At 55.7% G+C, this 13,647-nt stretch carries 14 protein-coding genes and 1 pseudogene; 5 read left to right on the top strand and 10 right to left on the bottom strand.

What is annotated here, in order from left to right:
- Nucleotides 1-13 precede the first annotated feature (13 nt).
- Nucleotides 14-667 carry an NAD(P)H-binding protein gene (locus EL098_RS01915; protein ID WP_126354406.1) on the bottom strand — a complete coding sequence of 218 codons (654 nt, stop codon included), beginning with the start codon at nt 665-667 and terminating at the stop codon, nt 14-16.
- 83 nt (nt 668-750) lie between these two features.
- Here EL098_RS01915 and EL098_RS01910 point away from each other — a divergent pair, with 83 nt between their 5' ends.
- The gene (locus EL098_RS01910) at nt 751-1,269 is read left to right on the top strand and encodes a type 1 glutamine amidotransferase domain-containing protein (RefSeq protein ID WP_126354405.1); all 519 of its coding nucleotides are present in this window, start codon (nt 751-753) and stop codon (nt 1,267-1,269) included.
- Here the strand turns inward: EL098_RS01910 and EL098_RS01905 are convergent.
- Nucleotides 1,266-1,694, bottom strand: coding sequence for a YhbP family protein (locus EL098_RS01905; protein WP_126354404.1), 429 nt, complete (start codon nt 1,692-1,694; stop codon nt 1,266-1,268). The two genes, EL098_RS01910 and EL098_RS01905, sit on opposite strands and share 4 nt — an antisense overlap.
- Nucleotides 1,695-1,747: 53 nt before the next feature.
- On the opposite strand from EL098_RS01905, the gene EL098_RS01900 reads away from it, so the two are divergent.
- Nucleotides 1,748-2,050, top strand: a complete 303-nt coding sequence (locus EL098_RS01900) for a GIY-YIG nuclease family protein (protein WP_126354403.1) — start codon at nt 1,748-1,750, stop codon at nt 2,048-2,050.
- On the opposite strand, the gene EL098_RS01895 is transcribed toward EL098_RS01900, so the two are convergent.
- Nucleotides 2,037-2,540, bottom strand: a complete 504-nt coding sequence (locus EL098_RS01895) for a GNAT family N-acetyltransferase (RefSeq protein WP_126354402.1) — start codon at nt 2,538-2,540, stop codon at nt 2,037-2,039. The two genes, EL098_RS01900 and EL098_RS01895, sit on opposite strands and share 14 nt — an antisense overlap.
- Nucleotides 2,534-3,058 (bottom strand): ubiquinone anaerobic biosynthesis accessory factor UbiT, encoded by a 525-nt coding sequence (gene ubiT, locus EL098_RS01890; protein ID WP_126354401.1) that lies wholly within the window; start codon nt 3,056-3,058, stop codon nt 2,534-2,536. The genes EL098_RS01895 and ubiT overlap by 7 nt, the downstream gene beginning before the upstream one ends.
- Before the next feature lie 255 nt (nt 3,059-3,313).
- Here ubiT and ubiU point away from each other — a divergent pair, with 255 nt between their 5' ends.
- The 3 genes and pseudogenes from ubiU (at nt 3,314) to EL098_RS01875 (ending at nt 6,348) form a co-directional block, all read left to right on the top strand.
- Entirely contained in the window at nt 3,314-4,309 is a 996-nt protein-coding gene (ubiU, locus tag EL098_RS01885; RefSeq protein WP_126354400.1) for a ubiquinone anaerobic biosynthesis protein UbiU, read from the top strand.
- An 8-nt stretch (nt 4,310-4,317) separates the two neighbouring features.
- Nucleotides 4,318-5,197 (top strand): annotated as a pseudogene (locus EL098_RS01880) (U32 family peptidase).
- 143 nt (nt 5,198-5,340) lie between these two features.
- Entirely contained in the window at nt 5,341-6,348 is a 1,008-nt protein-coding gene (locus tag EL098_RS01875; protein ID WP_126354399.1) for a luciferase-like monooxygenase, read from the top strand.
- A gap of 40 nt (nt 6,349-6,388) precedes the next feature.
- Here EL098_RS01875 and mtr read toward each other — a convergent pair whose 3' ends face one another.
- The 6 genes from mtr to rpsO all read right to left on the bottom strand — a co-directional run bounded on the left by mtr (nt 6,389) and on the right by rpsO (nt 13,555).
- A complete protein-coding gene (mtr, locus tag EL098_RS01870; protein WP_126354398.1) occupies nt 6,389-7,633 on the bottom strand; it encodes a tryptophan permease in 1,245 nt (414 codons plus the stop codon).
- Nucleotides 7,634-7,790: 157 nt separating this feature from the next.
- The gene (locus EL098_RS01865; protein ID WP_126358332.1) at nt 7,791-9,725 is read right to left on the bottom strand and encodes a DEAD/DEAH family ATP-dependent RNA helicase; all 1,935 of its coding nucleotides are present in this window, start codon (nt 9,723-9,725) and stop codon (nt 7,791-7,793) included.
- Nucleotides 9,718-9,795: a protein YrbN gene (gene yrbN / locus EL098_RS01860; protein WP_126358331.1), complete on the bottom strand. Its 78-nt coding sequence runs from the start codon at nt 9,793-9,795 to the stop codon at nt 9,718-9,720. The genes EL098_RS01865 and yrbN overlap by 8 nt, the downstream gene beginning before the upstream one ends.
- Before the next feature lie 110 nt (nt 9,796-9,905).
- Nucleotides 9,906-10,778, bottom strand: coding sequence for a lipoprotein NlpI (nlpI, locus tag EL098_RS01855; RefSeq protein ID WP_126354397.1), 873 nt, complete (start codon nt 10,776-10,778; stop codon nt 9,906-9,908).
- 130 nt (nt 10,779-10,908) lie between these two features.
- A complete protein-coding gene (gene pnp, locus EL098_RS01850; protein WP_164716755.1) occupies nt 10,909-13,038 on the bottom strand; it encodes a polyribonucleotide nucleotidyltransferase in 2,130 nt (709 codons plus the stop codon).
- 247 nt (nt 13,039-13,285) lie between these two features.
- The gene (gene rpsO / locus EL098_RS01845; protein ID WP_008454776.1) at nt 13,286-13,555 is read right to left on the bottom strand and encodes a 30S ribosomal protein S15; all 270 of its coding nucleotides are present in this window, start codon (nt 13,553-13,555) and stop codon (nt 13,286-13,288) included.
- Nucleotides 13,556-13,647 lie beyond the last annotated feature (92 nt).

The raw sequence follows: 13,647 nt of genomic DNA, 5'->3' as shown, positions 1-13,647 counted from the left end.
GCAATGGGAAAGTTTAAATTGTAGACGCACGCGCGGCGATGTCACGCAGCTGGCCGGAGTCGAGGATCCTCACCCCTCCCTGTGAAGGGTTGAACGCTTCAGAAAGCATCGCTTTTGCCACATCCAGCGACTCAATAGCTTTTAGCTTTCCGGGCAACATTTTAAAAATGGGAGCCATCAGCACTTCATTTAATCGACGAGCATGGCGATCTCCCAGCAGCATAGAGGGGCGAGCCAGAGTCAGTCGTGGCCAGCCCTGGGCAATCAGCGCGTCTTCCATTTCGCCCTTAACGCGGTTGTAGAAAAACGGCGACTTGCTATTGGCCCCCAGCGCGCTTACCACCAGCATCTGCTTTGCCCCCAGTCGGAGACCGGCAAGGGCGGTGTCCACCACCAGCGTGTAATCCACAAGGATAAAGGCTTCTTTACTGCCCGCATCGCGAAGGGTGGTCCCAAGGCAGCAAAAAACGATATCGACGGGCTCAGTGACCTGGGCAAGCGCATCGGAAAGCTGCGGATCGTGGGGGTTAACCACCTTATCCAGAGTCACCGGCAGTGAACGACGAGTAGGCGCAGCAATGGCGCTGACGCGAGGGTCCTGGTTAAGCAGACGGAGTAAGTGGCCGCCAACCAGCCCCGAGGCTCCGGTAATTAAGATTCGACTCATAATGCCCTCTGTTTTCGCTTAACGCTTGCATTGTCAGCATGGTAGTCCAGGCTTAACAGTGCCACAAACATAACGGAGGAAAGATGAGCAAGAAAATTGCAGTTCTGATTACCGATGAGTTTGAGGACTCAGAATTCACCTCCCCCGCCGAGGCGTATCGCAAAGCGGGCCATGAGGTGATCACTATCGAGAAGCAGGCCGGAAAAACGGTGACCGGCAAACAGGGTGAAGCGAAAGTGAAGATAGATAAGGGCATCGACGACGTCCGCCCTGCTGACTTTGATGCTCTCCTGCTGCCAGGCGGCCACTCACCGGATGCCCTGCGGGGTGATGACCGGTTCGTCACCTTCACCCGCGAATTTGTGCATTCAGGTAAACCGGTCTTTGCCATCTGCCATGGCCCACAGCTGCTGATCAGCGCGGAGGTGATACGCGGCAGAAAGCTGACTGCGGTAAAACCTATCGTCATTGACGTGAAGAATGCGGGCGCGGATTTTTACGATCGCGAAGTGGTGGTCGACGGGCATCAGCTGGTGACCAGCAGAACGCCCGACGATCTTCCGGCGTTTAACCGTGAATCCCTGATCCTGCTGGGCAATTAGTCCTTACGCAGCCAGTGAAGTTTCTTCCCAAAACCCAGCGTGTTGTCGGTCATTTTCAGCTCCTCGAGCCGGATTTCCCACATCGGGGCCGACATCACCTTGGCTACCGGGAAGCGTTTTAAATAACGGCTACGGTAATCGGCCACCTCTTCTTCGGCCAGCAGGCGAATCAGCCCGCGAAACTGGACGCCCCGAATCAGCGCCACGGTTTTGGGCTGGCCGTTTATCGTACCGGCAACCGGCGCCTGCTCGCCAATCAGCTCGCCGTGGCGGGACGTGGTTTCGCTGAGTAAATAAAAGGACACACGCTCCGCGTCAAAGATATAAAAAGCGTTTGCGCACCACAGCGTGTCCCCACCTCCCACGCAGTAGCTCAGCACATGTTGTTTTGTCAGCCAGCGGCTGATGGCATTGAGTGATTCCATCGTTATCCCGAACAGTGATACTCTGCGATAAATGCTAATTATGCGCCCGCACTATGACTTCCTGGTACCTCTATTTAATACGCTGCACCGATAACCGCCTGTATACCGGGATTACCACCGACGTCAATCGTCGCTTTGCCGAGCACCAGGCCGGGAAAGGGGCGAAGGCGCTGCGCGGAAAAGGAGAGCTGGTTTTGGCGTTTAGTCAGATCGTCGGCGACAGGTCTCTGGCGCTGCGCGCTGAATACAGAATTAAACGGCTGAGCAAGGCAGAGAAAGAGCGGCTGGTGGAGAGGAAGGTTCCCCTTGAAGACCTGCTGACAAGCCTTCAGGGGGAAAACGTTAAACGTGGTTGAAGTGGTCGGAATACTCAACCAGGCCGCTTACGCCGCTTAATGCATCCTCTGCCAGAGGATAAACCTGGAACGCCGCTTCGGTGTTCGGCCAGCTGCAGCGCAGGTCGTAACGTGCCGCAGGCTGGAAGCCGAAATGACCGTACATCTCCGGCGAACCCAGCGTGACCACCGCGGCATAGCCAAACTCATTCAGGGAGTCCAGCCCTTCATAGACCAGCTGTCTGGCGATGCCCTTGCCGCGAACGGACTCGTCCACCGCCAGCGGTGCAAGTCCAACCCACTGCAGCTCTTCGCCTTCAACGGCAACCGGACTGAAGGCCACGTAGCCAATCACCTGCCCTTCATCATCGGTTGCGACGAGACCCAGCGTTAACAGCCCGTCTTCCCGCAGCGCTTTCACCAGCTCCGCTTCACCCTCGCTTTCAAAGGAACGGCGTAACAGCGTGTCGATGCCGGGGGCATCAATGGGGATCTCTACACGAATTAACATGGCTCACCTATCGAATTACCTTCAGGGGCGGCGTTATGTTTCAAACCCGCCTCAACAAAATCAGCCAGCTGTAATAGCAGAATGCGTAGCGGTTTCGGCATCGCATCCAGCTCAATGGCATCCATTAGATTCTTCACATATAACCCGAGTTCCGTATCGCCTTCAATCACCAGACGACGCTGGAAAAATAAGGTATCCGGATCCTGCTTGCGAGCGGCTACCAGCAACAGATCGTTGGCCTCAGCGCTAAAGCTCACATCCGCTGGCGCATCGTCGCACACCAGCAGCTTATTGTCCTCAACGGAAGTAAACCACTTCAGCCCAAGGTCACGGACTTCAATACTTAGCCAGCGGCCTTCCAGAAAGTCCAGCTCTCCGTCCTGCAGCGCCTGGCGGAACTGCCAGCCAAGCACCTGCTCCAGAACCTGACGCTTAACGGCAAAGGGGGTTAACCTCACCGGAACCCGCAGTAAAGAAGGGCCGGCCTGAACCAGGCGAGAACGCAGTTTATCGAACACGGGTTTAGCTCCTTTAAAGAATTTGCCGTTATTTTGCCACAACGACAATTCCCGGTGACGCGCCAAATCAACAATTCCGCAGGTTGCTGCGCGGCTAAATTAGCGCGGGACCCACTAACCAATACGCCTTTCTCTGCCTCAAATCAAAAATTGTCGCCGGCAGGTTAACTAAAATCCCGGTTCGTTAACAATTTTGCTGCCCGTCCCTGTGCAGCGCGGGCATTTATTCATGCCCCCTTTGAGTCAGGAAAAATTATGGAGTTGCTTTGCCCGGCCGGAAATCTTCCGGCGTTGAAAGCGGCCATCGATAACGGTGCAGATGCGGTGTACATCGGCCTGAAGGATGATACCAACGCCCGCCATTTTGCAGGGCTTAACTTCACCGAGAAAAAGCTGCAGGAAGCCGTCAGCTACGTGCATCAGCGCCGTCGTAAGCTGCATATCGCCATCAATACCTTCGCCCACCCGGACGGTTACGCACGCTGGCAAAACGCAGTTGATATGGCCGCGCAGCTGGGTGCCGATGCGCTGATCCTGGCAGATTTAGCCATGCTGGAATATGCCGCCGGGCGCTATCCACATATCGAACGCCACGTGTCGGTTCAGGCCTCCGCCACCAACGAGGAAGCCATCCGCTTTTATCATCGCAATTTTGACGTTGCCCGTGTCGTACTGCCGCGCGTGCTTTCTATCCATCAGGTCAAACAGCTCGCTCGCGTCACGCCGGTGCCGCTGGAAGTCTTTGCCTTCGGCAGCCTGTGCATCATGGCTGAAGGACGCTGCTACCTCTCCTCCTACCTCACCGGTGAGTCGCCGAATACCGTAGGTGCCTGCTCGCCTGCCCGCTTTGTACGTTGGCAACAAACGCCGCAGGGGCTGGAGTCTCGCCTGAACGACGTGCTGATCGACCGTTATAAAGACGGCGAAAATGCCGGCTATCCCACACTCTGCAAAGGACGTTACCTGGTTGACGATCGGCCTTATCACGCGCTTGAAGAGCCCACCAGCCTTAACACGCTTGAGCTGCTCCCGGAGCTGCTGGCCGCAAACATCGCCTCGGTGAAAATCGAAGGTCGCCAGCGCAGCCCGGCTTACGTTACCCAGGTGGCAAAGGTCTGGCGCCAGGCCATCGACCACTGCATGGCCGACCCTAAAAACTACCAGCCACAGCCCGCCTGGATGGAAACGCTGGGATCCATGGCCGAAGGTACCCAAACCACGCTCGGCGCCTATCACCGCAAATGGCAGTAGGAAAAAGCATGAAATATTCACTGGGGGCCGGTACTTTACTACTGGCCAAAAGAGACGCTGGAGAAGTTCTACCAGGCGGCGGCCAAAAGCCGTGCCGACGTAATTTATCTGGGCGAAGCGGTATGCAGCAAGCGCCGGGCCACCAAAGTTGGCGACTGGCTGGATATGGCGAAAATGCTCGCCGGCGAGGGCAAGCAGGTGGTGCTTTCCACGTTGGCGCTGGTCCAGGCGCCTTCAGAGCTCGGCGAACTAAAGCGCTACGTGGAAAACGGCGACTTCCTGATTGAAGCCAACGATATCGGCGGCGTTAATATGGCCGCCGAACGCAAGCTGCCATTCGTCGCAGGCCACGCGCTCAACTGCTATAACGCCGTTACGCTGCGTCTGCTGCACAAGCAGGGCATGATGCGCTGGTGTATGCCGGTAGAACTCTCCCGCGACTGGCTCGCCAATATGCTTAACCAGTGCGATGAGCTGGGTATTCGCGATAAATTCGAAGTGGAAGTGCTGAGCTACGGCCATCTGCCGCTGGCTTACTCCGCTCGCTGCTTTACCGCACGCTCCGAAGACCGAGCCAAAGACGAGTGCGAAACCTGCTGCATTAACTATCCTAACGGCCGCGCGATGCGCTCTCAGGAAGATCAGCAGGTCTTCGTGCTGAACGGCATTCAGACCATGAGCGGCTATGTCTACAATCTCGGCAATGAGCTGACGTCGATGAAGGGGCTGGTAGATATCGTTCGCCTGTCGCCAATGGGCTTAGGGACGCTGGATATACTTAATGCCTTCCGCGCCAATGAGGACGGTAGCGCACCGCTGCCGCTGGCCCACCGCAGCGACTGTAACGGCTACTGGCGACGCGTTGCCGGGCTGGAGCTGCAGGCCTGAGAATAGCTCACTTTGTTAACAAGTCTGATCGGTGTTTCATGCACTATTAAAGGTGCAGCTTTTCTGGCCGGCGCGGTATTCCTGCGCCAGGCTGGAAGAAGACCTTCAATCTGATGACGACGCTGTAACAAAAGTGAGCGGTTATGACTGACAAAAATATTGCTTTTTCGGTGCTCGATCTTGCGCCGATCCCTCAAGGCTCCTCGGCGCAGGAGGCTTTTTCTCACTCTCTGGATCTTGCCCGGCTGGCAGAAAAGCGCGGCTACCACCGCTACTGGCTGGCGGAGCACCACAATATGGTCGGTATCGCCAGCGCGGCCACGTCGGTGCTGATTGGTTACCTGGCCGCAAATACCACCACGCTGCATCTAGGCTCCGGCGGCGTGATGCTGCCAAACCACTCGCCGCTGGTGATTGCCGAGCAGTTTGGCACCCTGAATGCGCTCTATCCGGGACGTATCGATCTTGGACTTGGCCGCGCGCCCGGCAGCGATCAGCCCACTATGCGGGCGCTAAGGCGCCATATGAGCGGCGACGTTGATAACTTCCCCCGGGACGTTGCGGAGCTGGTTGACTGGTTCGATGCCCGCGACCCAAATCCGCACGTTCGCCCCGTGCCAGGCTACGGGGAAAAGGTCCCGGTGTGGCTGCTAGGCTCCAGCCTGTATAGCGCCCAGCTGGCGGCGCAGCTGGGATTGCCGTTTGCTTTTGCCTCGCACTTTGCGCCTGACATGCTGTACCGCGCCCTGCAGCTTTACCGCGAGAACTTCAAGCCGTCCGAGCGGCTGGCAAAACCCTACGCGATGGTGTGCATCAATATCATCGCGGCGGACAGCAACCGCGATGCCGAATTCCTGTTTACTTCCATGCAGCAGGCGTTTGTTCGCCTGCGCCGCGGAGAAACCGGACAACTTCCGCCGCCGGTGGAAAATATGCATCAGCTCTGGTCAGCCTCAGAACAGTACGGCGTGCAGCAGGCGCTGAGCATGTCTCTGGTAGGGGATAAAACGAAGGTGCGTCACGGCCTTGAGTCTATACTGCGCGAAACTGAAGCGGATGAAATTATGGTTAACGGCCAGATTTTCGATCACCAGGCGCGCTTACATTCGTTCGATTTGGCAATGCAGGTGAAAGAAGAGCTTTTGGGTTAGCCTTGCATGGGCCCTCTCTGCTCGGAGGGCCCGTTAATGTTTACTTATAGACCGGAAGAACGTCAAAGGTAGACAGAATGTGCACCAGCGCGTTGCCTACGCCAAACACCAGAATCAGGGCAATCATCGGCTTGCCGCCCCAGACGCGGAATTTCGGGCTGCCGAAGCGTTTACGTGATTTTCGCGCGAGCAGCGTGGGGACAATCGCCGCCCAAATGGTTGCCGCCAGCCCCGCATAGCCAATCGCATACAGGAAGCCGTTCGGCCACAGCAGGCCGCCGACAACCGGCGGGACGAAGGTCAGCAGCGCCGTTTTCAGACGCCCCAGCGCGGAATCATCAAACCCGAACAAATCCGCCAGATAATCGAACAGCCCCAGCGTGACGCCGAGGAAAGAGCTCGCCACCGCAAAGTTTGAGAACACCACCAGCAGCAAATCCAGGCTCCGGCTGTTGAGCGCGCCGCTCAGCGCCTGCACCAGCACGTCGATGTTACCGCCCTTCTCGGCGATGCCGACAAACTCAGGGCGTGGAATATTGCCCATCGTCCCCAGCAGCCAGATGATATACAGCGCCAGCGCCATCAGCGTGCCGTACACCAGGCAGCGGATAATGGTGCGCGGATCTTTGCCGTAGTACTTCATCAGGCTCGGCACGTTACCGTGGTAGCCAAAAGAGGCCAGACAGAATGGCAGCGTCATCAATAAATAGGGCGTATAGGAGGCATTGCTCTCCGCAACGTTAAACAGCGTTGTCGGCGTGACGTGCCCAAGCAGGCTGCCGAAGGTCAGGAAGAAGGTGATGACCTTTGCGCCCAGGACGATCGCCGTCATGCGGCTGACCGCTTTGGTGCTCAGCCAGACAATAAACGCGACGACCAGCGCGAAGAGCAGACCAGCCAGGCGAGCCGGGACATTGAGCGACAGCTCTGAAAACGTATGGTGCAGGATAGAGCCGCTGGCCGAGATGTAGGCGTAGGTCAGGATATAAAGCACAAAGGCGATCGACAGGCCGTTTATCGCGTTCCAGCCTCTTCCCAGCAGATCTTTGGTCATGGTGTCGAAGCTGGAGCCGATGCGGTAGTTAAGATTCGCCTCCAGGATCATCAATCCGGAATGCAGCATGCAAAACCAGGTGAACACCAACGCGGCCAGCGACCAGAAGAACCAGGCGCCCGACATCACTACGGGTAAGGAAAACATCCCTGCGCCAATGATGGTCCCACCGATAATCATGACGCCGCCGATTAACGAGGGCTTTGTTCCGGTGGCGGTTAAAGTTGTCATATCGAATCCCTGAAGAGAGGCATAGCGTACAAAAGTGACTTATGCGGTTCATTGTACCAGTACATGAGTACAAAAGGGATAAAAAAAAAGCCCCGATTGCCAGAACCGGGGCTTTTCTCACTGCCGTTTAAAAATAAAACGGCAGATTATAGGTCAATTATGCATCACCAAAGCGACGACGTGCGGTTGCTGCACCGTCTTCGCGGCGCGGGCCACGGCCACCTTCACGGCGTTCACCGCTAAAGCTACGGCCTGCACCGGCACCAGCGCCAGCACCATCGCGACGTGGTCCACGACCGCCTTCACGACGCTCGCCGCCGAAGCTACGACCACCGCCGTCACGACCGCCACGGCGTTCACCGCTGCGCTCTGGACGAGGCTGCGCGTCACCCAGCAGCTGCATATTCATCGGCTTGTTCAGAATACGAGTGCGGGTAAAGTGCTGCAGAACTTCACCCGGCATGCCTTTCGGCAGCTCGATGGTGGAGTGGGTCCCGAACAGCTTGATGTTACCGATGTAGCGGCTGCTGATATCGCCTTCGTTAGCGATAGCGCCAACGATGTGACGAACTTCAACGCCATCATCACGGCCAACTTCGATGCGATACAGTTCCATATCGCCAGCATCGCGACGTTCGCGACGTGGACGATCTTCACCACCACGCTCCGGACGATCGCCACGTGGGCCACGGTCGTTACGGTCGCCACGACGTTCGAAGCGATCGTCACGCTCTTTAAATTCGCGACGTGGGCGCATCGGTGCATCTGGTGGCAGGATCAGAGGACGTTCACCCTGAGCCATTTTCAGCAGGGCTGCAGCCAGCGTTTCGATATCCAGCTCTTCTTCAGCGGAAGGCTGAATTTTTGCCAGCAGGCCACGGTACTGATCCAGATCGCTGCTTTCCAGCTGCTGCTGAACTTTAGCGGCAAATTTAGCCAGACGGCGTTCACCCAGCAGATCCGCATTTGGCAGCTCTACTTCTGGAATGGTCAGCTTCATGGTGCGCTCGATGTTGCGCAGCAGGCGACGCTCGCGGTTCTCTACGAACAGCAGAGCACGGCCAGCACGACCAGCACGACCGGTACGGCCGATACGGTGAACGTAAGACTCGGAGTCCATCGGGATGTCGTAGTTAACCACCAGGCTGATACGCTCAACGTCCAGGCCACGGGCCGCAACGTCGGTGGCGATCAGGATGTCCAGACGACCATCTTTCAGGCGCTCCAGGGTCTGCTCACGCAGCGCCTGGTTCATGTCACCGTTCAGCGCGGCGCTGTTATAACCGCTGCGCTCCAGCGCTTCAGCCACTTCCAGGGTCGCGTTTTTGGTACGCACGAAGATAATCGCCGCATCAAAATCTTCTGCTTCCAGGAAACGAACCAGCGCTTCGTTTTTACGCATGCCATATACAGACCAGAAGCTCTGGCTGATGTCCGGGCGAGTGGTTACGCTGGACTGGATGCGTACTTCCTGAGGATCTTTCATGAAGCGACGGGTAATACGACGAATCGCTTCCGGCATGGTTGCGGAGAACAGCGCGGTCTGATGTTCAGCCGGGATCTGCGCCATGATGGTTTCAACGTCTTCGATGAAGCCCATACGCAGCATTTCATCTGCTTCGTCCAGCACCAGGCCTTTCAGGCCAGAGAGGTTCAGGGTGCCGCGTTTCAGGTGGTCAAGCAGACGCCCTGGAGTACCAACAACAATCTGTGGTCCCTGACGCAGCGCGCGCAGCTGCACGTCATAACGCTGGCCGCCGTAAAGGGCAACCACGTTCACGCCGTGCATATGTTTAGAGAAATCCGTCATGGCTTCTGCAACCTGAACCGCCAGTTCGCGGGTCGGCGCCAGCACCAGGATTTGCGGTGCTTTAAGCTCTGGATCGAGGTTGTTCAGCAGCGGCAGAGAGAACGCTGCGGTTTTACCGCTACCGGTCTGAGCCATACCCAGAACGTCGCGGCCATTCAGCAGGTGTGGAATACACTCAGCCTGAATAGGTGATGGCTTTTCGTAGCCCAGGTCGTTAAGTGCCTGAATAATGGAGGCGTGCAGCCCCAGATCGGAAAAAGTGGTTTCGATGATATCAGTCATGTAGTACATGTGCCTCATGGATGGCGGCCAGTCTACGTAACTCATCGTGAAATTGATCTGCAATTTTCATTGAAAAGTGTGAACCGGCTCAAATTTGATTGATTAACGAACAAAAACGCCCTCACCCGTGAAGGTGATGACTTTAGTTAAAAAGTGTATGGGACGATCGTTGTTCGTCAGCTATTGCTGGTCCGATTCTGCCAGGTCGTCTTGCTCCTGGCCCAAGAGCGCTAATTCCAACAATGCATAACGATGCTCAACGTAGTTGTGTACGTTGTTAGCAACCGCTAACTTGAACAGTGCCTTGGCGCTGTCCTTATCCCCCAGACTTAGGTAGTACTTACCTAAATAGAAGTTGGTTTCACTGAGATGCTCAGCGAGCGAGGTGTTATCCGTTGCGTCCGCCTTGAGGCGTTCCATTAGCTCTTTTTCGCTAATGTTGCCCAGGTAGAACTCGACAATGTTCCATCCCCATTGTTCTTTATCCGATTTCTCGAGACGCTGTTGTAGCGCCACTTTGGCCTGTTTTTCGTCCAGATTGCGTTCAGCAATATAGAGCCACAGGCTACGGAAAGGATCGTTGGGATCGTCTTGATAAAACGCCAGCAGATCATCTTGCGCTAAACGATAACGACCACCGTAATAGAGGGCGATACCGCGATTTAAGTGCGCGTAGTTGTAAGTTGGATCAAGCTCAAGTACAGAATCAAACGCTTCATAGGCAGCATCAAAATTGCCTGCCTGCGTTAAATAAATGCCTAAGTAATTGAATACTTCAGGCATATCGGGACGGATGGCCAGCGCTTGTGAAAAATCATTACGCGCCAGAGCCCTCAGACCGAGACTATCATACAACACTCCGCGCTCATATAAAAGCTGTGCGCGTTCGTCATCGGTTAAAGCCCGACTGGCAAGTATTTGTTCCATGCGTGCCAGAATAACTTCCTGCTGCAGCGTAGGCTGCAGTGGCACCGCTAATACTTCGTTCTTACGCCAGGCAGAGTTGCTGCATCCGGCCAGCGTGATAGCTGTAGCAACGAAACACCAGCGCAAAAAAAGGCTTCATTTCCTACTCCCGAAGACAACAAATGGATGAACGTCCTGTCCCCCGGCTGCAAACGAGACATCCTGTCCCGTAACAAACAGCTCTCCATGTCACCATGGAGAGCTTAATGGGCAAACCTTACTCAGCTTCTGGTGCAGCAGGTGCTGCTTCGTCTGCCGGGGACTGCTCGGTAGCTTCTTTAATGCTTAAACGGACGCGGCCCTGACGGTCAACTTCCAGTACTTTCACCGGAACTTCCTGACCCATCTGCAGGTAGTCAGTCACTTTCTCTACGCGCTTGTCAGCGATTTGAGAGATGTGAACCAGACCTTCTTTACCGCCACCGATAGCCACAAATGCACCGAAATCAACGATACGAGTGACTTTACCGTTGTAGATACGGCCCACTTCGATTTCAGCGGTGATCTCTTCGATACGACGGATAGCGTGTTTCGCTTTATCACCGTCGGTCGCTGCGATCTTCACGGTACCGTCATCTTCGATTTCGATGGTGGTGCCGGTTTCTTCGGTCAGCGCACGAATCACAGCACCGCCCTTACCGATCACGTCTTTGATCTTGTCCGGGTTGATTTTGATGGTGTGAATACGCGGAGCGAATTCGGAGATGTCGCCACGCGGCGCATCGATAGCCTGTTCCATCACGCCCAGAATGTGCAGACGCGCACCCTTAGCCTGGTTCAGAGCCACCTGCATGATTTCGCGGGTGATACCTTCGATTTTGATATCCATCTGCAGCGCAGAGATACCTTCACGGCTACCGGCAACTTTAAAGTCCATATCGCCCAGGTGATCTTCGTCACCCAGAATGTCGGACAGTACAACAAAGTTGTCGCCTTCTTTCACCAGGCCCATCGCGATACCCGCAACGGCGGCTTTAATCGGCACACCTGCGTCCATCAGTGCCAGAGAAGCACCGCACACGGAAGCCATGGAAGAAGAACCGTTAGATTCGGTGATTTCAGAAACCACACGAACGGTGTACGGGAATTTATCTGCTTCTGGCATAACGGCCAGCACGCCACGCTTCGCCAGGCGACCGTGACCAATTTCACGACGCTTAGGAGAACCTACCATCCCGGTCTCGCCGACGCAGTATGGAGGGAAGTTGTAGTGGAACAGGAAGCTGTCGGTACGCTCGCCCATCAGCTCGTCCAGATTCTGCGCATCACGTGCGGTACCCAGAGTCGCGGTCACCAGCGCCTGAGTTTCGCCGCGGGTAAACAGCGCAGAGCCGTGAGTACGTGGCAGAACGCCGGTGCGCACGTCCAGGCCACGAATCATGTCTTTTTCACGACCATCGATGCGCAGCTCGCCTGCCAGGATACGGCTACGAACAACGTTTTTCTCGATAGCGTGCAGAATGTCGGACAGTTCACCGGCATCCAGAGCGTCATCTTCAGCGGTCAGCGTCGCAATAACGTCAGCTTTGATGACGTCAACCTGCGCATAACGCTCTTGTTTCTCAGTGATGCGGTAAGCATCGCTCAGACGGGATTCTGCCAGCGCAGCAACGCGAGCGTTCAGCGCTTCGTTTACCGCTTCTGGCTGCCAGTCCCAACGTGGTTTGCCAGCTTCGGCAACCAGTGCGTTGATTTCGTTGATAACAACCTGCTGCTGATCGTGACCGAAGACAACGGCGCCCAGCATCTGGTCTTCGCTCAGCAGTTCAGCTTCGGATTCAACCATCAGGACTGCGCTTTGGGTACCGGCAACAACCAGATCCAGCTTGCTGGTTTTCAGCTCTTCAGCGGTCGGGTTCAGCACGTACTGGTCGTTAATATAACCCACACGAGCCGCACCGATTGGGCCGTTGAAAGGAATACCGGACAGGCTCAGCGCCGCAGAGGCACCAATCATGGCAACGATATCAGGGTGTACCTGTGGGTTCACGGAAACAACGGTCGCGATAACCTGCACTTCGTTGACGAAGCCTTCCGGGAACAGCGGACGAACCGGGCGGTCAATCAGACGCGCGATCAGGGTTTCGCCTTCGCTTGGGCGGCCTTCACGACGGAAGAAGCTTCCCGGGATACGGCCAGCAGCGTAGGTACGCTCCTGGTAGTTAACGGTCAGGGGGAAGAAGTCCTGGCCTGGTTTGGCTTTTTTCTGGCCCACAACGGTAACGAATACCGCGGTGTCATCCATGCTTACCATAACAGCAGCGGTAGCCTGGCGAGCCATCATGCCGGTCTCAAGCGTGACCGTATGCTGGCCATACTGGAATTTACGAACGATCGGATTCAGCAAAATAAGATCCTTAAAAATGACGGGCAGCACGTGGCTTCACGCGCCGCCGTTGGTACCCGATCTTCATCACATCCTCGCGACTAATGACAACCCTAACCCGTCCTTACGGGTAAAGCCTCTCATTAGCCGCGCGAACCTCTGCAATAAAGATCACACTCAGCAACAATACATTAGTTTCCATAGAATTGCTGCCGTCTGGTTGAAAAAAGGGGCCCTTACAGGCCCCTTTTTCTGAAACTCGCAAGAACTAGCGACGCAGACCCAGGCGCTCGATCAGGCCGGTGTAACGTGCTACATCTTTACGTTTCAGGTAGTCGAGCAGTTTACGACGCTGAGAAACCATACGCAGCAGACCACGACGGCTGTGGTGATCTTTTTTGTGCTCTGCAAAGTGACCCTGCAGGTGGTTAATCTGTGCAGTCAGCAGTGCAACCTGAACTTCGGTAGAACCGCTGTCGTTAGTACCACGACCAAACTCGGAAACGATTTTAGCTTTAGCTTCAACGCTTAGAGACATTTTCAACTCCAACATTATAGATAAATAAACAGGGTGCCGATCTCTAATTCAGCAACCCCAGTGCACGCCTGAACCGCTTGTTAAACAATCGG

The sequence above is a fragment of the Cedecea lapagei genome, from assembly GCF_900635955.1.
In the GTDB taxonomy this organism is placed as follows: Bacteria; Pseudomonadota; Gammaproteobacteria; order Enterobacterales; family Enterobacteriaceae; genus Cedecea; species Cedecea lapagei.
Note: the sequence above shows the minus strand (reverse complement) of the source record. Positions and strands in the feature narration are given on the sequence as shown.

Coding starts and splice junctions, on each gene's coding strand:
- EL098_RS01915 (WP_126354406.1), bottom strand. CDS start 667: ATGAGTCGAATCTTAATTACCGGAGCCTCGGGGCTGGTTGGCGGCCAC.
- EL098_RS01910 (WP_126354405.1), top strand. CDS start 751: ATGAGCAAGAAAATTGCAGTTCTGATTACCGATGAGTTTGAGGACTCA.
- EL098_RS01905 (WP_126354404.1), bottom strand. CDS start 1,694: ATGGAATCACTCAATGCCATCAGCCGCTGGCTGACAAAACAACATGTG.
- EL098_RS01900 (WP_126354403.1), top strand. CDS start 1,748: ATGACTTCCTGGTACCTCTATTTAATACGCTGCACCGATAACCGCCTG.
- EL098_RS01895 (WP_126354402.1), bottom strand. CDS start 2,540: ATGTTAATTCGTGTAGAGATCCCCATTGATGCCCCCGGCATCGACACG.
- ubiU (WP_126354400.1), top strand. CDS start 3,314: ATGGAGTTGCTTTGCCCGGCCGGAAATCTTCCGGCGTTGAAAGCGGCC.
- EL098_RS01875 (WP_126354399.1), top strand. CDS start 5,341: ATGACTGACAAAAATATTGCTTTTTCGGTGCTCGATCTTGCGCCGATC.
- mtr (WP_126354398.1), bottom strand. CDS start 7,633: ATGACAACTTTAACCGCCACCGGAACAAAGCCCTCGTTAATCGGCGGC.
- EL098_RS01865 (WP_126358332.1), bottom strand. CDS start 9,725: ATGACTGATATCATCGAAACCACTTTTTCCGATCTGGGGCTGCACGCC.
- yrbN (WP_126358331.1), bottom strand. CDS start 9,795: ATGAAAATTGCAGATCAATTTCACGATGAGTTACGTAGACTGGCCGCC.
- rpsO (WP_008454776.1), bottom strand. CDS start 13,555: ATGTCTCTAAGCGTTGAAGCTAAAGCTAAAATCGTTTCCGAGTTTGGT.